General features: G+C 52.7%; 12 protein-coding genes and 1 pseudogene. 1 reads left to right on the forward strand and 12 read right to left on the reverse strand.

What is annotated here, in order from left to right; all coding sequences use genetic code 11:
• Positions 1-219: 219 nt before the first annotated feature.
• From JRJ22_RS15910 to JRJ22_RS15965, 12 genes and pseudogenes are all read right to left on the reverse strand, one after another.
• Positions 220-1,095 (reverse strand): annotated as a pseudogene (locus tag JRJ22_RS15910) (IS3 family transposase); the annotation flags it as partial.
• A complete protein-coding gene (locus tag JRJ22_RS15915; protein ID WP_206100472.1) occupies positions 1,089-1,385 on the reverse strand; it encodes a transposase in 297 nt (98 codons plus the stop codon). The pseudogene JRJ22_RS15910 and the gene JRJ22_RS15915, both read right to left, overlap by 7 nt.
• Before the next feature lie 269 nt (positions 1,386-1,654).
• The gene (gene ybaK / locus JRJ22_RS15920; protein WP_206100473.1) at positions 1,655-2,128 is read right to left on the reverse strand and encodes a Cys-tRNA(Pro) deacylase; all 474 of its coding nucleotides are present in this window, start codon (positions 2,126-2,128) and stop codon (positions 1,655-1,657) included.
• Positions 2,129-2,283: 155 nt separating this feature from the next.
• Complete coding sequence (locus JRJ22_RS15925; protein ID WP_206100474.1) at positions 2,284-4,065, reverse strand: glycoside hydrolase family 36 protein; 1,782 nt, start codon at positions 4,063-4,065, stop codon at positions 2,284-2,286.
• A gap of 44 nt (positions 4,066-4,109) precedes the next feature.
• On the reverse strand, positions 4,110-5,828 hold the full coding sequence (locus JRJ22_RS15930) for a cache domain-containing sensor histidine kinase (RefSeq protein ID WP_206100475.1): 1,719 nt from the start codon (positions 5,826-5,828) through the stop codon (positions 4,110-4,112).
• A 1-nt stretch (position 5,829) separates the two neighbouring features.
• Complete coding sequence (locus JRJ22_RS15935; protein ID WP_206100476.1) at positions 5,830-7,395, reverse strand: response regulator; 1,566 nt, start codon at positions 7,393-7,395, stop codon at positions 5,830-5,832.
• Positions 7,396-7,546: 151 nt separating this feature from the next.
• Positions 7,547-9,187, reverse strand: a complete 1,641-nt coding sequence (locus JRJ22_RS15940; protein ID WP_206105161.1) for an extracellular solute-binding protein — start codon at positions 9,185-9,187, stop codon at positions 7,547-7,549.
• A 69-nt stretch (positions 9,188-9,256) separates the two neighbouring features.
• The gene (locus tag JRJ22_RS15945; RefSeq protein WP_206100477.1) at positions 9,257-10,159 is read right to left on the reverse strand and encodes a carbohydrate ABC transporter permease; all 903 of its coding nucleotides are present in this window, start codon (positions 10,157-10,159) and stop codon (positions 9,257-9,259) included.
• A 31-nt stretch (positions 10,160-10,190) separates the two neighbouring features.
• Positions 10,191-11,054, reverse strand: coding sequence for an ABC transporter permease (locus JRJ22_RS15950; RefSeq protein ID WP_408637902.1), 864 nt, complete (start codon positions 11,052-11,054; stop codon positions 10,191-10,193).
• A 218-nt stretch (positions 11,055-11,272) separates the two neighbouring features.
• Positions 11,273-14,272 carry a glycosyl hydrolase gene (locus JRJ22_RS15955; RefSeq protein WP_206100479.1) on the reverse strand — a complete coding sequence of 1,000 codons (3,000 nt, stop codon included), beginning with the start codon at positions 14,270-14,272 and terminating at the stop codon, positions 11,273-11,275.
• A gap of 510 nt (positions 14,273-14,782) precedes the next feature.
• Positions 14,783-17,041: a WD40/YVTN/BNR-like repeat-containing protein gene (locus JRJ22_RS15960; protein WP_206100480.1), complete on the reverse strand. Its 2,259-nt coding sequence runs from the start codon at positions 17,039-17,041 to the stop codon at positions 14,783-14,785.
• A 226-nt stretch (positions 17,042-17,267) separates the two neighbouring features.
• Complete coding sequence (locus tag JRJ22_RS15965; protein ID WP_206100481.1) at positions 17,268-17,519, reverse strand: YolD-like family protein; 252 nt, start codon at positions 17,517-17,519, stop codon at positions 17,268-17,270.
• A 203-nt stretch (positions 17,520-17,722) separates the two neighbouring features.
• Between JRJ22_RS15965 and JRJ22_RS15970 the strand changes: the two genes are divergently transcribed.
• The gene (locus JRJ22_RS15970; protein ID WP_232380859.1) at positions 17,723-18,178 is read left to right on the forward strand and encodes a hypothetical protein; all 456 of its coding nucleotides are present in this window, start codon (positions 17,723-17,725) and stop codon (positions 18,176-18,178) included.
• The last annotated feature ends 65 nt before the right edge of the window (positions 18,179-18,243 follow it).

Here is an 18,243-nt window from a genome sequence, read left to right on the forward strand (position 1 = left end):
CTTTCTTGGTGGACTTCGCAATCCCGAGAATACCCTACTTTTTTGTTGCCTGACTAGGCTCCAAATCTTGGTACACAACTTACTTTACGCCATCCTTTATTTTGAGATTAAAGGGAAATTGTCCCTATAATCTTCACTCTACCCGCTCCAAAAGGGAAATCTCCAACATTAGAGGGCATAATGGACCTCCGTCAAGAAAGTGGACACCAAAAGACAAAATTAAGCTGCTTTTCGCTTGAATTTCGCGGCGAACTGGACCGGAGATATGTAGCCCAGAGCGCCGTGGATTCGTTTGCGGTTATAGAAAAATTCAATGTACTGGTAGATTTCTTCATAGGCCTGTTTCTTTGTTTTAAATCGAGTACAGTACACAAACTCTTTTTTCAACAGGCTATGAAAAGATTCAATACAGGCATTGTCGTAACAGTTGCCTTTGCGGCTCATACTTGCCTTCATGCGGTATTTCTTCAACTGTTTTCGGTAGTCGGCAGAGGCATATTGTGATCCGCGGTCCGAATGGTGGATGAGGTCTTTCTTGGGGCGTTTAGCCTTGTAAGCATCGTCCAGGGCACCTAAAACAAGATCGGTGGTCATACGGTCGCCCAGCCTCCAACCTACGATTTCCCGGGTGCAGAGGTCAAGCACGCTGGCGAGATACATCCGCCCTTCCCGGCAGGGGATATAGGTGATGTCTGCGACCCAAGTCTGATTCGGTTTTTCGGTGAAAAATTGCTGGTTCAGTAAATTAGGTGCAACAGGCAAATCGTGGTTGGAGTCGGTCGTATTCACGCGGAATTTCTTTGCTACACAGGACCGGAAACCCAGCTCTCTCATGTACTTCCCTACGGTGCGCTCGCTGACTACATGGCCTTCACGCTGCAGGAGAATCGTGATTTTGGGACTGCCATAGCGGCCCTTTGTATCGTGAAAATAATAGGTAATCCGCTGGCACAGCAGCGCTTTCCGGGCTGCTTGTAGACTTGGCTTTGCGGTTCTCCACTTGTAATACCCGCTCCTTGATACCTCGAGGGTGCTGCACATCTTCTCCACAGAATACCGGGAGCGGTGATCTTCGATAAACTGAAATCTCAGTTCTTTGGATTGCTGAAGATGTGCACTGCTTTTTTTAAAATTTCCATTTCCTCGGCCAAGTCGGCCAGTTGCCGATCTCGTTCTTTCAGCTGGCGCTCGAGCTCTTTAACCTTTTCCGGACTGGACACAGGCTCACTCTGAAACTGCCGGTATTTTCCTAGCCATTGATGTAGGGTTTTTGCAGGGATATCGAGCTCCTGGGCCAGTTCCGCCACCGTCTTGGTCTGCTCTTGGATATACTTTACCGTCTGCTTTTTAAACTCGTCGTTATAGCTTTTTCGTGTTCCACTCATGTGGACACCTCCTCGTTAATCTCATTATCTCTGGGCTTTTAACGGGTGTCCACTTTTAAGACTAACAGCATAATTCCCACTAATTTCCTGAATGGCGCGTCGGACATAGAAATAGAGGGGGAGAATCCCTTTAATAGGGATATTACTTTAATTATTTCCATCGCCGGTCAAGCACTGATGTTAGTATTGAGCCAACAAAACAGCAAAGTAGGCAGCAAAAAAGCAGTGGCCCGGAGAATCTTCGGGCCACTGCTTTCTCTATGCCGGTGTTATTTGATTAGCTCGCAAAATACGGCTCCGGTCATGCCGGCAAGCTCCTGCGGAGCCAGCTCCATCTGCATGCCGATCTTACCCGCGCTCACGGCCATCGTGTCGAGAATTTCTGCGCTGTGCTCGATAAATGTCGGATACAGCTTCTTCATCCCGACAGGAGAACAGCCGCCCCGGACATAACCTGTCCACTTCAGCAGATCCTTCAGCGGCAGCATCTCGACTTTTTTCTCCCCGGCGGCCTTGGCGGCTTTCTTGAGATCGAGCTCTTCGGCTACAGGAATGACAAACACATAAAGGTTCGGCCCGCTGTGTGAGACCAATGTCTTGAAGACCGTCTCCGGCGCCTTGCCGATTTTCTCGGCAACCGCTGTCCCGTGGACAGCTCCATCCTCATTGTCATATAGATGGATTTCATAGCTGATACCCTTGGCGTCCAGCATCCGCAGGGCATTCGTTTTGCTTATTTGCATCTTTCCTCAACCTTTCCGGCCTTACGATCCATTCTCGAAGGTCCGCTGCCATATTTATATATTAGAAGTATTATAACATGGGCAGTCTCCTTAAAGGCAGCGTCCCTCTTCATCCACCCAGCCACGGAGCAGCTTAAGCCGAAGCCGGGATGAAATCAGGTCACCACCGCCTGAATCGCAATCATTCCGGCTGCCGGAACCTCCAATACATGAATCCCCTTACCCATGGCCGCCAAAACCTGTGAAACGGTACTTCCTTGGCAATCTCGGATCATGACCCGCCGCTGCCCGGCGTCCCTGTCCAGCTCCAGGACCAGCCGGGTAAGCAGCGTACCGTTCACCACCAGCACTTCTTCCGGAAGCTCACCGGATAAGGGAATTACTATGTCCAGATAGGCGGCGGCGATCAGCTTCCGGGAATTCCGGGCCATGACCAGCGGGTACAGCAGCTCCGGATGCCAGGGCTCAAGATTGCCTTCCAGCAGCACATCCCGGTGCCCGCGCCAGAACCCAAGCCAAAAGGTCAGCATCTCTATATGTGACTGTGGCAGCTCTGCCAGCCGGACGGAAATCTGCGGCACAGCGAACAGGACGTTGATAATCTGCAGCGCAGCACCCGCGGCAGACTCCTCCAAATTCCACATCAGCATGTCGGAATGAGCCGCTGTATTGCCGCAGATGAGCCGGATGTCTATCGTCTTGATCCGGTTCTGGACCGCATCATTCGGACAGTCTCCCGCCCGGAACATATTGCCGTATTTGCGCATCAAGGGACCGGTATAACTCTGGCGGAATTCGATCAGTATGTCCGGCTTCAAGCGGCGCAGCCGGTTGATAATTCCGCCCAGCAGCAAATCAACAGCCACCGGAACAGAGGCCGTGTCACGTCCGCCGTCCGTCCTCCCTGCATCCTCCGCAATTGCATAGAAGCTGTCAACGAAATCCAGCTTAAACCCGTCCAGATTCCACTCCAGCAGCGCCTGCTCATAGATACCGGTCAAATATTCCCGCACCTCGGGATAACGCGGATCGGCTACCCCTGCACCGAAGCCTTCATGGAAATAGAGCAGTTTGTCCTTGAAGCGCTCCCATACTCTGCTGTGCCTGCCAATGAACGGAACTGCATACCACAGCATATATTTCAGCCCCGACTCCTGCACTGCTGCGACATGAGCCTTCATATCGGATATTTTGCCGGCGCTTGCCTTCCAGTCTCCGCAATAGGCATAGCCGCGGGCGGCATCCGAGGTCTGCCAGCCGTCGTCCACAATAACCGCCTTACAGCCCATTTCTGCGGCCAGTCTGCATTCTGCTTCCACCGCTTCAGGTGTCAGCTGCTGGTGGAAGCTATACCAGGTGGAATACATCGGCTCCCGGGCTGTGTCCGGTACCGGGGCAGGCTCATGGCCGGGGATGCCGGCCCACCAGTCTGCTACGCCTGCCAGCGCCTGAAAGTACGGAATGCTGCGGGAATCCAGCCGCAGAAGGGCTTCATAAAACGCCAGCGGCGCACCCGGTTCAGTGAACAGTGTCACAGAGCAGTGAAAGCTGGCCGTCTCTTCATTCAACCCTGCATGCAGCTTCAGCGGGTTCATGACATCCGAGCAGGCAAAGCTCAGCACATTGTTGCCACGGATGCCGTAAAGACAGACGACAGGCGCTGATGAAGCCGATCTGGAGGTGAAACCTTCCCACCAGTCCGGAATCAGCCCCCGGCTCCGCTCCGCTGCGGGATGCCACAAACCTTGGACATCTATTGCCTTACAGCTCCAAGTAAAGGACAGCTTAGGTGGCAACGCCGGAGCAGCTGCTGTAAGCCTAAGCGTGACAATTTGTACGCCGCTCTCTATATGTTCCAGTGAAAGCACGGATTCAAAGTCTGCGGAACCGCCTTCCAATGTAATTTCATAATTGTCCGTAGCGATGAACTTTTTCAATAGGCCCGAAACTCCTTTTGGCGCGAAAGTAGGCAGCGAAGCCGCTACATCCGGCGGGGAATAGTGATCTGGATACAGGTACCGATCCCGGTGCGGCTGCCAATGACGACGCCGTAGCGGCTGCCGCCATGCAGCTTAATCCGTGAATCGACGTTACGGATGCCGTAACCGATCCGGGGACCGTCAGGGTCCAGAATCTGCTGAATCGTCTCGGCTTTCATACCGACACCGGTATCGATGACTTTGAATACGATATCCGAATCGCGCTGCTCCACCACCAGCCGGATGCCGATGGTGCTTCCAAACCAGGCATGCTCCAGCGCATTTTCCAGCATCGGCTGCAGGATCAGTTTGACGGTCATATATTCCAGCACTTCAGGATCAATATCGTAATAGACATTCATCCGGTCACCATATTTGATACACTGAATGGCAATATATGCTTTCGCATGTTCAATTTCCTTGCCCACCGTTGTGAGTATCTCACCCCGGTTCAAAGAGAGCCTGTAGAATTTGGCCAGCTCCTGGACCAGCAATTGCAGCTTCTGAACATCGCCGAACTGGGCCAGCCGGCTGATGGAGGAGAGGGTATTGTAGAGGAAATGGGGGTTGATCTGTGCCTGCAGTGATTCAAGCTCCGCTTCTTTTTTCTGGAGGCTTACAGCATAATTGCGGTGAATCAGCTCTTCGATGTTGCTACCCATCCGGTTGAAGGCTGCGGCGATCTGTCCCAGCTCGTCGTTACCTTTATAGTTGATCCGCTTCTGAAAATCCCCGTCCCGGAAATCATTCAGCGAGCCCACAATCTTCTGAATCCGCCGTGAAAAATAACTCGACACCCCGATCCCGAGTCCTGCCAGTACAATCGCGCTGACCAGACAGACAAGCAAAGTCATCCTGCGCACCTTATCCGCACTTTCATCGAACAGACTGTTCGGAACATAGGCCTGCAGCTCCCAGCCCAGTCCATCCAGCGGCTCACTGAGCAGCAGCCGGTTCAGCTCTATATTGCCGCTCTTTCCATCTGCATTTTCCGGTGAGGATTCTATGACTACCCTGCCGGTTCCATCAACCACACGCAGTGTACTGTAGCCGCCAATTTTCCGGTAATCCACAGAATCCAGCAGATCGCTGATCTGCACCGCAATCCGGATCAGGCCAATGCTCTTGCCGCGCTGTACATCATCCATCCGCTCCAGCAGCGAGATATTGCCATTCGCCTCATCGTGCAGAATCTGCCGCCAGAATCTTTGCCCCGCCATCGTTTCAGAAAGCCTCAGCTCCCGGTACCAGGGCTCCGCTTCAATCCGCTTTAGATGAAAAATTTCATACCGCTTGGTCGAGAGCAGCGGATTCTGGCCATTGTCATAATAGAAGACCTCAGACAGGCTGTCGTTCTGCAGATAGACGGACAAGCCTATATTACTGCCCGTATAGTTTAGAAGATTCTCAAGCGCCGGCATCAGTGTCTTGGTCATCGTCTCATAGCTGTACCAGCCTTGATCGTAGCGGCGAAGTGCACTTTGCAGACTGTAATTGTAATACAGCATATTGGATATCCGTTCGATATTATCCGTGCGATAACGGATATTGTCGCGCATCTGCTGCAGTGTGCCTTGAATATTCTCCCGCGTCTTCTCTTTTAGCGAGTTTACGGAATGCGTATAGGCGAACCCCCCTACCGTACCTACAGCGAGCAGCAGACACAGCACATAAGGCAGGATCAGTTTATAGCCAAAGGGCATATTCAGCATGCGCCGCATGTTACAGATGTCTCCGGTAATCGCCCGGACTGACACCATAATGATCCTTGAATTGCTTGCTGAAATGCGACAGGTTCTTGTAGCCGACCTTATTCGCAGCCTCATAGACCTTCAGCTTGGGATCGCCGAGCAGCTGTTTGGCCCGCTCCAGACGTCTCAAGGAGACATAATCCGAGAAATAAATGCCGGTCTCCTCAAAAAAAATCTGCCCCAGATGGTTGGGTGAGAAGGAAAAATGATTGGCGGCATCCCGCAGCATCACATTATGCTCCAGATGCTCTTCAATATAGGCTTCGATTTCCTCAACAAGCTTGCGTTTCTTGCCCTGGCGTTTGCGCTGAAGCCGTTCGGATAGCTCGAACATCCGGCGGCGGAGCCAGGACTTCATGTCCTGAGTCGTCTCCAGGTGATACAGAATACCCAGCTGCTTCCGGTCCAGCCCCAGCAGCAGGTAGAAATCCTCGTTAATCGTATGCAGATAAGCGTCCAGCTGCGAGACAATATGCAGGATCAGCTGATAGATCTCCAGCTTTGTCTCCATCTTGCCCACCCAGACGAACAGCTCTTCATTACAGTCGTCAATATCAACCAGCCGGTAAGAGGACATCGCCTGAAACAGGGACTGCAGAATGCCGTCCAGATCCCGAGCATTTGCTGAAATCGGCTCCTTGGCATCCGTAGGGTGGATCAGCCTGCCTTTGCCCAGGAACAGCTTCAGCCCCAGCGCTTCCTTTGCCCGTTGAAACGACTCATGCAGCTCGCTCAGCCGGTTTACAACCGGGCCAATTCCGATGGTGACCGTAAGCAGAGTGCCGCTGACCGCCTGATGAATCAGCCCTTGCAGCCTTCTGCTGTCGTAACTCTTATCCAGAATGAATGCAAAATGGAACCGATCCAGCCTGCAGGCCTGAATCCGCTCCCCGGCGCAAAACTGCGCAACTGCCGTGTCAAGCTTCTGCTCGATACCCGTCTTCACGGCATCCCCGTAGCCGTTCAGCTTCCAGTTCAAATCATCCGGTTCCAGCACCGCTGTATATAGGCTGGCAGCATGCCAGGATATTCCGATCCGCTGCAGCATCTGCAGCACCTTGTCTTCATCCGGCCTTCCGTCCAGCAGCTGCTTGAAAAGTTCACGCTTAAGCAGCGGCTCCGACTCGGAAATGTACTGCCGGAGATGGGTATTTGCCTGCTCCCGGTCCAGGGAGAGCTTGACTTCTTCCAGCGTTCTGCGCATATCTTCGTCGTCCACCGGCTTTAGCACATAACCGGACGCACTCATGGAGATCGCCTGTTTGGCATACTGGAAATCCTCATAGCCGCTGACAAACACGATTTTCAGCTTCGGATTCAGCTCCAGCGCTCTGCGGGCAAGCTCCATTCCTGACATAATCGGCATTTTGATGTCGGTGACAACTATATCAACAGCGTTGTTCTCCAGCACTTCCATTGCTTCAAATCCGCTGCTTGCCGTAGCGCATACAGACATTCCGAGCGCTTCCCAGTTTATGAAACGCCTCAGTCCCTCCAGATCAAGCAGCTCATCGTCCACCAGCAGCACCTTGTACATTTCATCCCATCCTTATAATTCGTTTAGATGAAACCAAAGATTCTGCCCCATTGATGCTTATGCTGTTCAGACTCAGACTAAATTTACATTTATTAGTTAAAAGGGGTACACTTGGCTTCAGTATACCCCACGGCTCCATCAGACTCTAGCGTTATTTCATCTTGCTAAGATTGTTCTGCCATCTTTCGGTCTGGAACTGCAGCAGCTTCGCATAACCGGCTTTATTGGCATCCTCGTTAGCTTTGTTCAACAGGGCAAGCACTTCCTCATCGCTTTTTGCATAGAGTGCTTTGGCATAAACCTCTTGGAAAATATCGTTCACGGCAGAGGCAATTGTACCCTCCTCGGAATCAGGCAGCGGATCGAGATTCACAAACTCCGTGAAATTTCTGGAGGTTTTCCAGGTCACCTTCTGCTGGGCGAGTGTCGTCCAGTTCTGCTTCTCTGCGGGCAGCTGGGCATCCATCTTGGCTTTGGTCTGATCAATAAAGGTCGTGTTGCCAACCCAGTTGAACCGGCCGATTCTTTCTTTGTCCTTATCGCTCTGCGGTGTGTTCAGCCCAACCTCATTCAGAATCGGTACACCGTCGGCATCGGTCTCATCCCAGTACAGGCCCTGGCGTCCGAAGTTAATGATGCGTTGCCCCTCTTCACCGGTTAACCAGTCCAGATAGGAGAAAATCGCTTCCGGGTCTTTAGCCTTCTTGGTAATGACGAGTACATTCCAGCCGAGGGAATTGTAATTGTTCGGTGTAATCTTCGCAGGATCGAGTCCCGCCTTATGAATCGGCCAGATAATGTCGTAGCCGCCCTCAGGATCCACCGTACGCAAGGCATTGTTGGCATCCCGGCCCGGATTGACCACATCGCCGTCCGCATAGACCGCCACCCGGCCGGTCACCAGCTTCTCAGTCACCTGATTGCCCGTCTGCGTGAAGGCATCCTGGGTAATCAGCTTCTCGCGGAACAGCTTGCTGGCATACTGCATGCTCTCAATGAACACAGGATCCTCAAAAATCGATTTCAGCTCATTGCCTACCGGATTTATTTTAGCCAGGTAAGGTTTGTTCTCGGCAAAGCCGCCATACATCGTTTCGAGCCCGCGTCCCTTGGCACCAATCTCAAGCGGGATAACATCGCTATATTTCTCTTTTACCAGCTTCAGGTAAGCATAAAGATCATCATAGGTTTCCAGCTTCGGCGAGCCGAGCTCTTTATAGATTTTCTGGTTAACGATCCAGCCGCCGTTCCCGTTCGGGCTTGACGTATACCAGTTCGGGAACTGGTACAGCTTGCCGTCGTCCGAGCGGAGCATGCCGAGTGTCGCTTCTCCGGCGTTATTTTTCAGATTAGGGTATTTATCAAGGTATTCATCCAGCGCTACCAGCAGACCTGCCTGACGCAATCTCTCCACATTAGCCCCGCGGTCCATCATGATGACATCCGGCAGACTGCCTGAGGCGATCATCGTGCTGAACTTGGTTTCGGCCGCCCCGCTTGATTGTACGGCTGTCATATTGACCTTAAGATTATCCCGGATCCATGCGGTGGTGGAATCCTTCCCCCACGGCTCCGTCGTATCCCAGTCATAATTACTGTAATAACTGAAGGTGACCGGTTTCACCGTACTTCCTGCAGCAGCAGCTGTGGCTTTTGCCGTCTCTGCGGGAGCAGCCGTCTCTGTAGCAGCCGCCGGTTCTTTGGTTGGCTCCACGGTACTTTGCACACCGGCATTACTATTGCCTCCCCCGCACCCGGACAGAAGCAGCACGAAACCTAATACAGCCGACATCAGCGGCAAGCTTTTCTTACGCTCCAAATGAGTAACCCCCTCTTATACTTACTATACACAGTAATGCGGCTATTCCTTGAGTGAGCCAATCAGCACACCTTTAACAAAATATTTTTGCAAAAACGGATAAACCATTATAATCGGCAGCGTCGCCACCATCGTCGTGGCCATAATCAGCGATTTGGTCGTGACAGACTTCATCATCGCCTGCCGGTCCTGCGCCGCCGCATTCATGCCGATGGACTGCAGCTGATCCGTGACTATATTGGAATTGAGGATCTGCTTCAGCAGCGTCTGAATGGGAATCAGCTTCGGATCATTGATATAAATGCTGGCTGAGAACCAGTCATTCCAGTGCCAGACTGCCGTGAACAGTGCTAAGGTGGCAACAACAGGCCCTGAAATTGGCAGTACAATGCGGAGCAGCACACCGATATGATTGCAGCCGTCAATCCGCGCCGACTCGGCCAGCCCTGCGGGCAGCCCCAGAAAAAAAGTCCGGAATATAATCATGTTATAGACACTGATCAGCCCCGGAATCACCAGCACCCAGAAGGTGTCCATCATGCCAAATTCGCGCAGCAGCAGGAAGGTTGGAATGAGCCCGCCGCTGAAATACATCGTAATGACGCAAAATACCATATAATATTTCCGGCCCATGAGCTCCTGCCTCGACAGCCCGTAAGCCAGAATGGCCGTGAACAACACGGACAGCACCGTCCCCACTACCGTCCGCAGCACAGAGACCAGAAATGCCTGGCCGATCCGGCTGTCATGGAAGACCACTTCATAGTTGTCGAGTGTCGGACTGCGCGGCCAGAACGTAATTCCGCCGAAGGCCGTGTCCGCCCCCGTATTGAAGGATATAACCAGCGAGTTCCAAAAAGGGTACAGGGTGACGAAGCCGAGCAGCAGCAGCAGGATATAAATCAATACTTGCAGCATCTTATCGCCCCGCGTCAGCTTCATCATAACCTGTTCCCCGCTTCCCCATAGACTGAACTTACCATAAGCTTGAGCCCATTTTTCTGGCCGCCTTGTTGGCTATTGCCAGCAGGCTGACGCTAATGACCGCCTTGAATAATCCTGCCGCTGCCGCATAAGAAAACCTGCTGTTCAATATCCCCATCCGGTAGACATAGGTGTCGATTACATCGGACACATCCCGCAGAATCGGGTTCGTTGCCAGAATCAGGATATCCTCGAATCCGGCATTCAGAATATTGCCCACAGCCAGAATCATGAAGATGATGATCACCGGCCGGATGCAGGGCAGCGTAATCAGCTGAATCTGCTTGAACCGGCTCGCCCCGTCAATGGAAGCGGCTTCATACAGATGCGGATCAATGCCGGCAATCGCTGCCAGATAGACAATCGCCGCAAATCCGATCTCCTTCCATACTCCCGTAGCGACCAGAATCCCCCAGAAGTATTCCGGCACGGACAGAAAACTGATCGGCTCAGTGGTTAAATTAAGGCTCATCAGCAACATGTTAACGCTTCCATTATCGGTCGAAAGCATCGATCCGACGAACCCGCCCACGATCACCCAGGAGAGAAAATGCGGCAGATAGCTGACCGTCTGAATGATCCGCTTGAACATCATCTGCCGCACCTCATTCAGCATGAGCGCCAGCAGGATCGGGGCCGGAAAACCAAACAGCAGCTTGAGCAGGCTGATGACAATCGTGTTGCGCATAACCGTCCAGAAATCAGGTGAATTAAAAAACGCTTCAAAGTGCTTAAGCCCGACCCATGGACTGCTAAAAAATCCGCCAAACAGCTGATAATCCTGAAAAGCCATCAGTACCCCATACATAGGCAGATAACTGAAGATGAGGATGAAGATCAGCGCCGGCACCACCATCAGCTGTAAATCCCACTGCCTGATCCACCTGGACCACCAGGAAACAGAACTCCCTTTCTGCGAATTAAGCACCCTTCGTTCGATTTGCACGATTGTCATCCTTCCTGTGTCTTTGCTTTACACTTTTATCTTATGCCCAGCAGGAAGGACGTACCAGTAGCGCCGCCAACGAAAAATGTGGTCCAGCAATGATCCCTAAAATCCCGGAAAACCGCTGCTTATTCTGCTTCTTCCGGGAGTTTGACAGCGTTAATGTCATCGATATACAGCGTTCCGCTGCCGGCTGTGCCGCTGCCCTGCGCGATATAGAAAGCAAACTCCTTAATCGATCCGAGGTCAATCACTCCGTTGCCTCCGGTAGACCAGCCCGGCCGGGCAAACACTGTAAACGGAAGCGTCACCAACACCGGTGCAGTACCCTGAAGCTTCAGGCTGGCCTCCCATACTTCCCCGTTCGTCTCATGGAACTGCACGGCCAGCTGCCGGTTTGATCCGTCGGGCTGCAGCCAGAACGAAATCGCCTCCATCCCTGGCCATTCCTTGCCCATGCTGCGGTATACGCCTGCATAGCCGGGATTACCCACGGTGTAATCCAGCTTCAGACCGTAGCTGCCTCCGCTCATATGGTACGTATCCAGCGTAACCGTTGCCGCATTGCCGGAGACATTGCGCTGCCATTTGTTACGCAGATTCCCGTTAGATCCGCCGTAGCCCTCAAAATCATCGATCAGATAGCTGTCCGCAGGCGGAGGAACGTACGGCCCGTTGCCCGTCTCCCCATTGTTCAAGGCGCGGGGATGGCTGTAGAGGGACTGGATGCTGCTAAGCGAATTTTTATCGGTCAAATACTGTGACCACGTCATGAAATACACATAACGGGATTGCTTGCTCTGCAGCATTTCCATGTCCGGCAGCTCCCCGTTCTCGCCAATGGCAATCGGTCTGCCGCCGCTGAGCTGCACCAGTTTGCTGTAATACGTATCACGGTAATCATTGTTGTAAATATCCATGGCCAGAACGTCAACCCTGTCATGGCCGGGATAATAAGGAGCCGAATCATATGCCCAGGAGCTTTCCGCATTCGGGCTCCAGACCCAAATCAGATTATTCAGACCATGCAGATTGGTGAACCGGTCGTACATATTGTTCCACAGCTGCTTGAACAGCTCCGGCCGTGCCCCCCACCAGAAAAACTCGGCATTCATCTCGTGGTAAGGCCGCCACAGGACTGGAATATTCTCATCCCTAAGCTGCTCCAGATATCCGGCTACCTCGTCTACCTGTGCCGCCCATTGGTCATACAGTGCCGTACCGGGGGTGACAATGTCCGTCATCTCGGCCAGCGTCACATCTCCTGTAACACTTTCCCAGCCGGCGGTTGCGGGATCCATCGGCCGCGGCTCGTGGTAAGTCAGTGTGACCATCGATCCGCCCTGCCCTTTAAGGACCGCCTCGTCAATCATGGCCTGGCGCAATTCACCAAGGTCTCCGCCGGTGTAGTAAGCAAAATCCGAGCCCCACAGAGCCGGATAGTAGCCGGTCAGCTCCGCAGCGATGTCATACCACTTCGTTGGCTCCTCGTAATAGTTATGCTGGCCCGTATAAACAGCGTTTCCTACCGTCGCATACAAGCGGTCCAGCAGCGCATAGGTGGCCTCGGAAGCCCCCGGATTGACCGGATGCATCTTCAGCGTAGTCAGCTGAAGCGTACTTGCCGCGGAAACAGCAGTCCCTTCACTCACAGCTTTAACTGCAATATCGTACAAGGTTTCAGGCGATAAGCCTTCCAGTTTGTACGTGTATAACGGATTCCCGTTAACAGCCGGAATAGAGAGGCTGGACCATGTGCCGGAAGCGGCTTTTTTGTACGAAATTTCGTAAGATTTTACGCCAAAAGGGCCTGTAGAAGCTGCCCATTCCAGTTCCGCGGATACGCCGTCGATGTTACCGGCTGCAAAGCCTGCCGGAGCACCGGGCGAAAGATCTGCCGGAAGCTGCGGCATGGCGCCAACAAAGACCTGATCCAGCAGGATATTTGCACCTGTAACATTCGCAGTCATCAGACGCATGAACGAGGCGCTGCTTCCGGTGTGCAGCTGCTGCACAGTACGCGTCCAGCCTGAAGCGGCGCTGGCAGTGACCGGAAGCAGAGTCTTCCCGTCATCCTGATAGACAGCAAGATTTACCGTAAGGCTGCCAGGAGGCGAGGCCGCAGACTTGCTCCAGTACGACACCAGATAATCGCTGCTGTCAGCGGTTATTTTGGCTGTCTGAAGCAAAGATTCCGGATTGAGCTGGGCCGCGTATTGTCCCGAATAGGTGTCATAAGTTACGGTCGAAACCGTTCCTTTTTGTTTCCACGGGGAAATCTGCCCACTCTCAAAGTCTCCATTCGCCACAAGATTGGGTCCCGGGGTTGCTTCAAGCCCCATGCGTGAATCGGAGAAGTTACCCGCCGTATCCCTGGCACGCAGCATAATGGCATAGACGGAAAACGGATCCAGACTGCCCAGTGTATAGGTGTACTCAGATACAGTCGCCAGATGCGGTACGGACACTACAGTCCAGGCAGGGTCATCTGTTTTTTTGTAAGACAGCTGGTAGGAATCTACCGCCATATCATCGCTCGACCCGGACCAGGTCAGCATCAGTGAATCCGGCTCCCGCTCGGTCTGCCAAGCGCCGGGTGTAGTCGGACGTTCGATATCGACATTCTCCCGGATAAGCGCGTCATCAATGAAGTAGTCTTTGCTCGTACTGTTCCAGAAGGACAGGCGGATATACTGCACACCCGGTGCCGGCGTATAGAGCAGCTGCCGGTATTCCCAGCTGGTGGAGCCCGAGAATTGCAATACCTGTTTGCCTTGCTGCGTGCCGAAGATATCCATATCCACCGATGCGCTGGTTACCCCTGTCGCTGCGAATTTCACCCATAATCCGACACGATAGGTTTTGCCTGGCTGTACTGCCACTGACGCAGATGCTCCGCCCGTACTCCGTTTCACCTGCAGACTTTTTTCTCCCCCATGGTGCTCCGTTGTCACCACAACCGGACTGCCCCACTTCTCCCATCCTGTATCCCCTGATTCAAAACCCGGATTGCTCAGCAGATTCTCCCCAGCCGCCCGGGAAGGTGCCGCTGGAACAATGATCGATGCAACAAACAGAGCGGCCGCCAGCCAGCCATACAACCATTTTTTGCCCGTTCGTGCAAACACTTGGATCAAGCCTCCATTTGAATTTCTACCGGTTGGTTTACGACGTTTCGATCGTCCGGCTTATCAAATGTAAGCGTTTTCTAATGTGATCAACAAGGATTTCCAGCAACGAAAACTGTGTTTGAGCAACGACTAATTCATGCTAAATCCGAATTCTGCCGGGCAGGAGCAGGAAGCGTTCAGAACGAGGGAGAGATCGAGAATATTTGCTTAAGATGGGACAAGGTTTAGTAGTAGGATTTACTCCATCAAACAGGCGAAATAGGATCCAATACATAAATTGAACTAGTAATTTTTATATTTTGGGATTGACCGTGACTCCAGAGAATATTTGGACTTCCGGCCGCTGCCCTTCTGCAGATTTCTTGATTTATACCGTTGTAACGGTTGAAATCCGCAGACAAAGGCGGACGCTATCGCTCCTACAGTTCCAAAATTCCCTTCCGCCACTTTCCAAAATGCTTATTTTTAAGTTCAAATTATATAGACGGAATTTTTCCCATTAGTATTTTATTTACGGCTAATTTCTGTCCGGTACGCCCCGTTCCCGCACGTAACAGCGAGCACCTGCCTGCTGTCACAATCCAGAGCGACGCCTTTCCAGCGAACTGCACCAAGATAATCATCCACCCATATCTCCCAGGTGATTCCACCGTCCCGGCTGCACACCACCTTGGATTCAGTCTTGGTACGAACCATCGGCTCGCTGGCAAGAATCAGCAAATCCTTCCCACCGTCGCCTTTGCCCACTGCAAGTGCCGAAACATTGAACTGCTCAGCCGCATCCGCCGGAAACAACTTACTCCAGTGCTGACCATCATCGGTGCTGCTCCATAATCCTTCCGAAATAAACCCGGCATACAGCGTCCCGCTGCGAGTGGCAGAATAGGCTACCGCATTCAGTATCGAGGCTGTACCCCTGTGCTGAAAGGGGAGCCCCGCTCCGATGGATTCCCAGGTGTCTCCGCCATCGGCGGAATGCCAGATGCCTTCACTCCATTCCCCCGCCAGTACATGCCCCGCCCGGAAGGGATCTGCAGCCATTAGCTGATCGGCGCCGCAGGCATTCTTGACCTGATAGACGACCACGGACAGCAGCTCTGCTTCAATCCAGTTTTTAAGGTGAGGAAGGGTTGACACATGGGCCGGCAGGCAAAAAGAAGTCAGACTCCACGTCTGCCCCCCGTCTGCAGAACGGTAAACTCCGGCCCCTGAGGAAATTTCGCCATCTATGTAGGCGTAGAACGTACCGGACCGAATGCCATCCTCCCGCAAGGACTGCACGAACAGACCTTTCCCAAGGGTAAGCACTGCCTCCGCCGTCTGCCCTCCGTCTCTGCTTAAGGCGATACAGGCTGTACGTCCATGGCCTACAAGCCCGTATAAATAGTGTTCAGTATTCGTCCTGGAGACGGCAACTGCGGTACTCCCCGAGTAACCTGCCAGTCCGGGCAGATTGCGGAAGGTCACCCCGCCATCTTCGGTCACCTTGGGGGAATGGTCCGCCATGGTGACACAGAACTTGCCGGGCTGACCGGGAGCTGCAGCGACCGCTTCCATGCAGGTCGTCTCCAGCCCGCGGAAATGACCTGCACGCCAGGTGTTCCCGCCATCCTCGCTAAACGCAACTCCGTACCAGTTGCATAAATATAGCCGGTCTTTGTTCAAACGGTCCACGATCAGCTTCGAAATTGCCCAGCCCGTTGCTGCTGCGCGCGATCCCCCGTTGAAACTGTCCATATAAGCCGGAAACCCGCTCAAATCCTCATCAAGGTGCTTCCGGAGAAGCTGCCACTCTTCCCCGCCGTCCCCGGAATAATATATGGGAATGGGCGGAATATCCTTCATATGCGGCCGCACATCAGGTGCTGTATACCAGCGCTGCGGGTTGTGGGTATCCTGAACCACCGTGCCGTACCGGTGTCCGCCGGGCAGGAGTCCTGCTCCGGCGGATTCCCAGGTCCGTCCGCCGTCCCTGCTGCTGCAGATACCACCCCAGATGCAGGCAGCCATCAGGCGCTGCGGATCTCGGCTGTCAAAGCCCAGCTCGGCAAAGCTCGCGCCTTCATACAGCAGCTGCCAGGATTCCCCCAGATCCGGGCTGGTATACAGCCGCCTTTGCTTGCCTCTGGGCAGATCCTGGAGCAGACCCAGTACCCCGCCTTCGCCCGTCTCCACATAGTCCATGTTCAGGTCATCATCGCTAATTGTGCCTGCAAACAGCACATCCGGTATGGCCGGATGAAAAACCACACAGCCGAATCTCTCCTCCGGCAGCAGCGTTTGCTGCCAGGTCTCGCCCTCATCACGGCTGATCCACAATCCGCCGGTGTACCCCCCGGCAGCCACGATCTCCGGATGATACGGGTCGACCGCAATGACCTCACCGTACATCCGGGTCGGCCCATTCCCGTAGAATCCCATGCCGGTGCAGACTTCTTTCCAGCTCTTGCCGCCATCGGCCGATTTGTGTACCGCGCCGTAAAATCTCCGGCTTCTCACTTCACCCGAGCAGCGGAACATCACCTCCGGGTGATGGCTGCTGATGGCAAAGCTCTGCACCTGATGATGATAGCTCTGGGTTAAGCCGCTGTTCAGCGTCTCCCAGCTCAGCCCGCCGTCCAGGCTGCGAAAGACGCCCGCCACATCACAGCGCGCATAGAGAACTCCGCTTTCCGCCGGGTGCTGGAGCAGGCCGGTAATATAGCCGCCTCCGCCAAGCGCAGCCGGTGACCATTCTTTTGCCGTCTTAAGTGAATGATTCAGCACGTTCGTCCCTCCTCTGTTTCATCACCTTAAGTCTACCTTCAGGCTGCGCCTAGAGGCATCCCCTCCGGCAACGGATTATGCCGCTCTGCAATGAATTTGCTAATCCTAAACCAAAAGACCCTTGGTTGCCCAAGGGTCTCATCGCTGCTATCTGCCAAAGTCTGCTGCGTCAGTCTCCTGCCATCGCAGGGGGTCTGAACTTCCAGCGGCTTCGATCTTCACTTATCTAATCTCTGGGATAATTGATAGCCATAATATCCATAAAAGGAACCTTGGTGATCTCCTCGTTCAAGCTGAGATGCACCTTTCCGGTCCGCGGGTCCATGCCGACGATCTGCCCCCGCAACTCTTCTTCCTTACCCCACACGGTCAGCAAAATGACCGACTCCTCTTGCATTGCTTCCGTCAGCTGGTTGCCAATCTCCTCCAGCACAAATTCATCTCTTGTCGGCCGTTTGGCCACTTTCGCTTTTGCCACGCTATTCCTCCAATAAGCCATTACTCGGATTACGATTATGCCGTCATATGAATGCTCCTATAGATTATAACATGGACTTCCCCTGCATACCCGCGTAACTTAGATATTTTCATCCACAGCTGTTTAATTTAGGGAGGTTTCTAACTCAATTTCATGTAAAATATAGTTAATTCTTTAATCTGTCGTTAATCGAGGTGAGAAGGATGAAATGGAGAGATACATTGAAAAAATTATTATTTCTGCTGATAGCGCTCTGCCTTGCAGGCACTTTTTTTGCAATAAGATCTGTTCATGCGGATTGGGCGTACAGCTTTGTTGTTTATGAAAGAAAGGCTTATATCATTTCGGACAACCGAGTAGAACCCGAACAGGTTGATTCAATTATTGGTAAGGTTACAAAATATTCAGATCATGAAGGCACATACTCAGGTAATTTTTCGAACCACTTTCCGAAAGGGACTAAGTATTACAATATCAAAGGCGTAAACATCAGTGAGGCGATTGCGATTAAGTTGAGTGATGGATCGTATATTAAAGCAGTCTATCAAGGTGAGTATCCTGGCGGAGCCTCATTTGAATGGGCAAATATTCTATGGTCTATTGCGGGGCTATTTATGCTCGTCGTTGTTACTTTTATTGTGATAAAGAAAAGGAAATGAATTATTTAGCACCTCCATATTCCAGTTAATTTCACTTCATATGCGGATAGTAACCGGATTAGTCA

It is taken from the genome of Paenibacillus tianjinensis (assembly GCF_017086365.1).
Classification (GTDB): domain Bacteria; phylum Bacillota; class Bacilli; order Paenibacillales; family Paenibacillaceae; genus Paenibacillus_AQ; species Paenibacillus_AQ tianjinensis.

What these genes read in the sequence shown, in the direction of transcription:
- JRJ22_RS15915 (WP_206100472.1), bottom strand. Translation starts at nt 1,385, where the DNA reads ATGAGTGGAACACGAAAAAGCTATAACGACGAGTTTAAAAAGCAGACG.
- ybaK (WP_206100473.1), bottom strand. Translation starts at nt 2,128, where the DNA reads ATGCAAATAAGCAAAACGAATGCCCTGCGGATGCTGGACGCCAAGGGT.
- JRJ22_RS15930 (WP_206100475.1), bottom strand. Translation starts at nt 5,828, where the DNA reads ATGCGGCGCATGCTGAATATGCCCTTTGGCTATAAACTGATCCTGCCT.
- JRJ22_RS15935 (WP_206100476.1), bottom strand. Translation starts at nt 7,395, where the DNA reads ATGTACAAGGTGCTGCTGGTGGACGATGAGCTGCTTGATCTGGAGGGA.
- JRJ22_RS15940 (WP_206105161.1), bottom strand. Translation starts at nt 9,187, where the DNA reads ATGTCGGCTGTATTAGGTTTCGTGCTGCTTCTGTCCGGGTGCGGGGGA.
- JRJ22_RS15945 (WP_206100477.1), bottom strand. Translation starts at nt 10,159, where the DNA reads ATGATGAAGCTGACGCGGGGCGATAAGATGCTGCAAGTATTGATTTAT.
- JRJ22_RS15950 (WP_408637902.1), bottom strand. Translation starts at nt 11,054, where the DNA reads ATGGTGGTGCCGGCGCTGATCTTCATCCTCATCTTCAGTTATCTGCCT.
- JRJ22_RS15970 (WP_232380859.1), top strand. Translation starts at nt 17,723, where the DNA reads ATGAAATGGAGAGATACATTGAAAAAATTATTATTTCTGCTGATAGCG.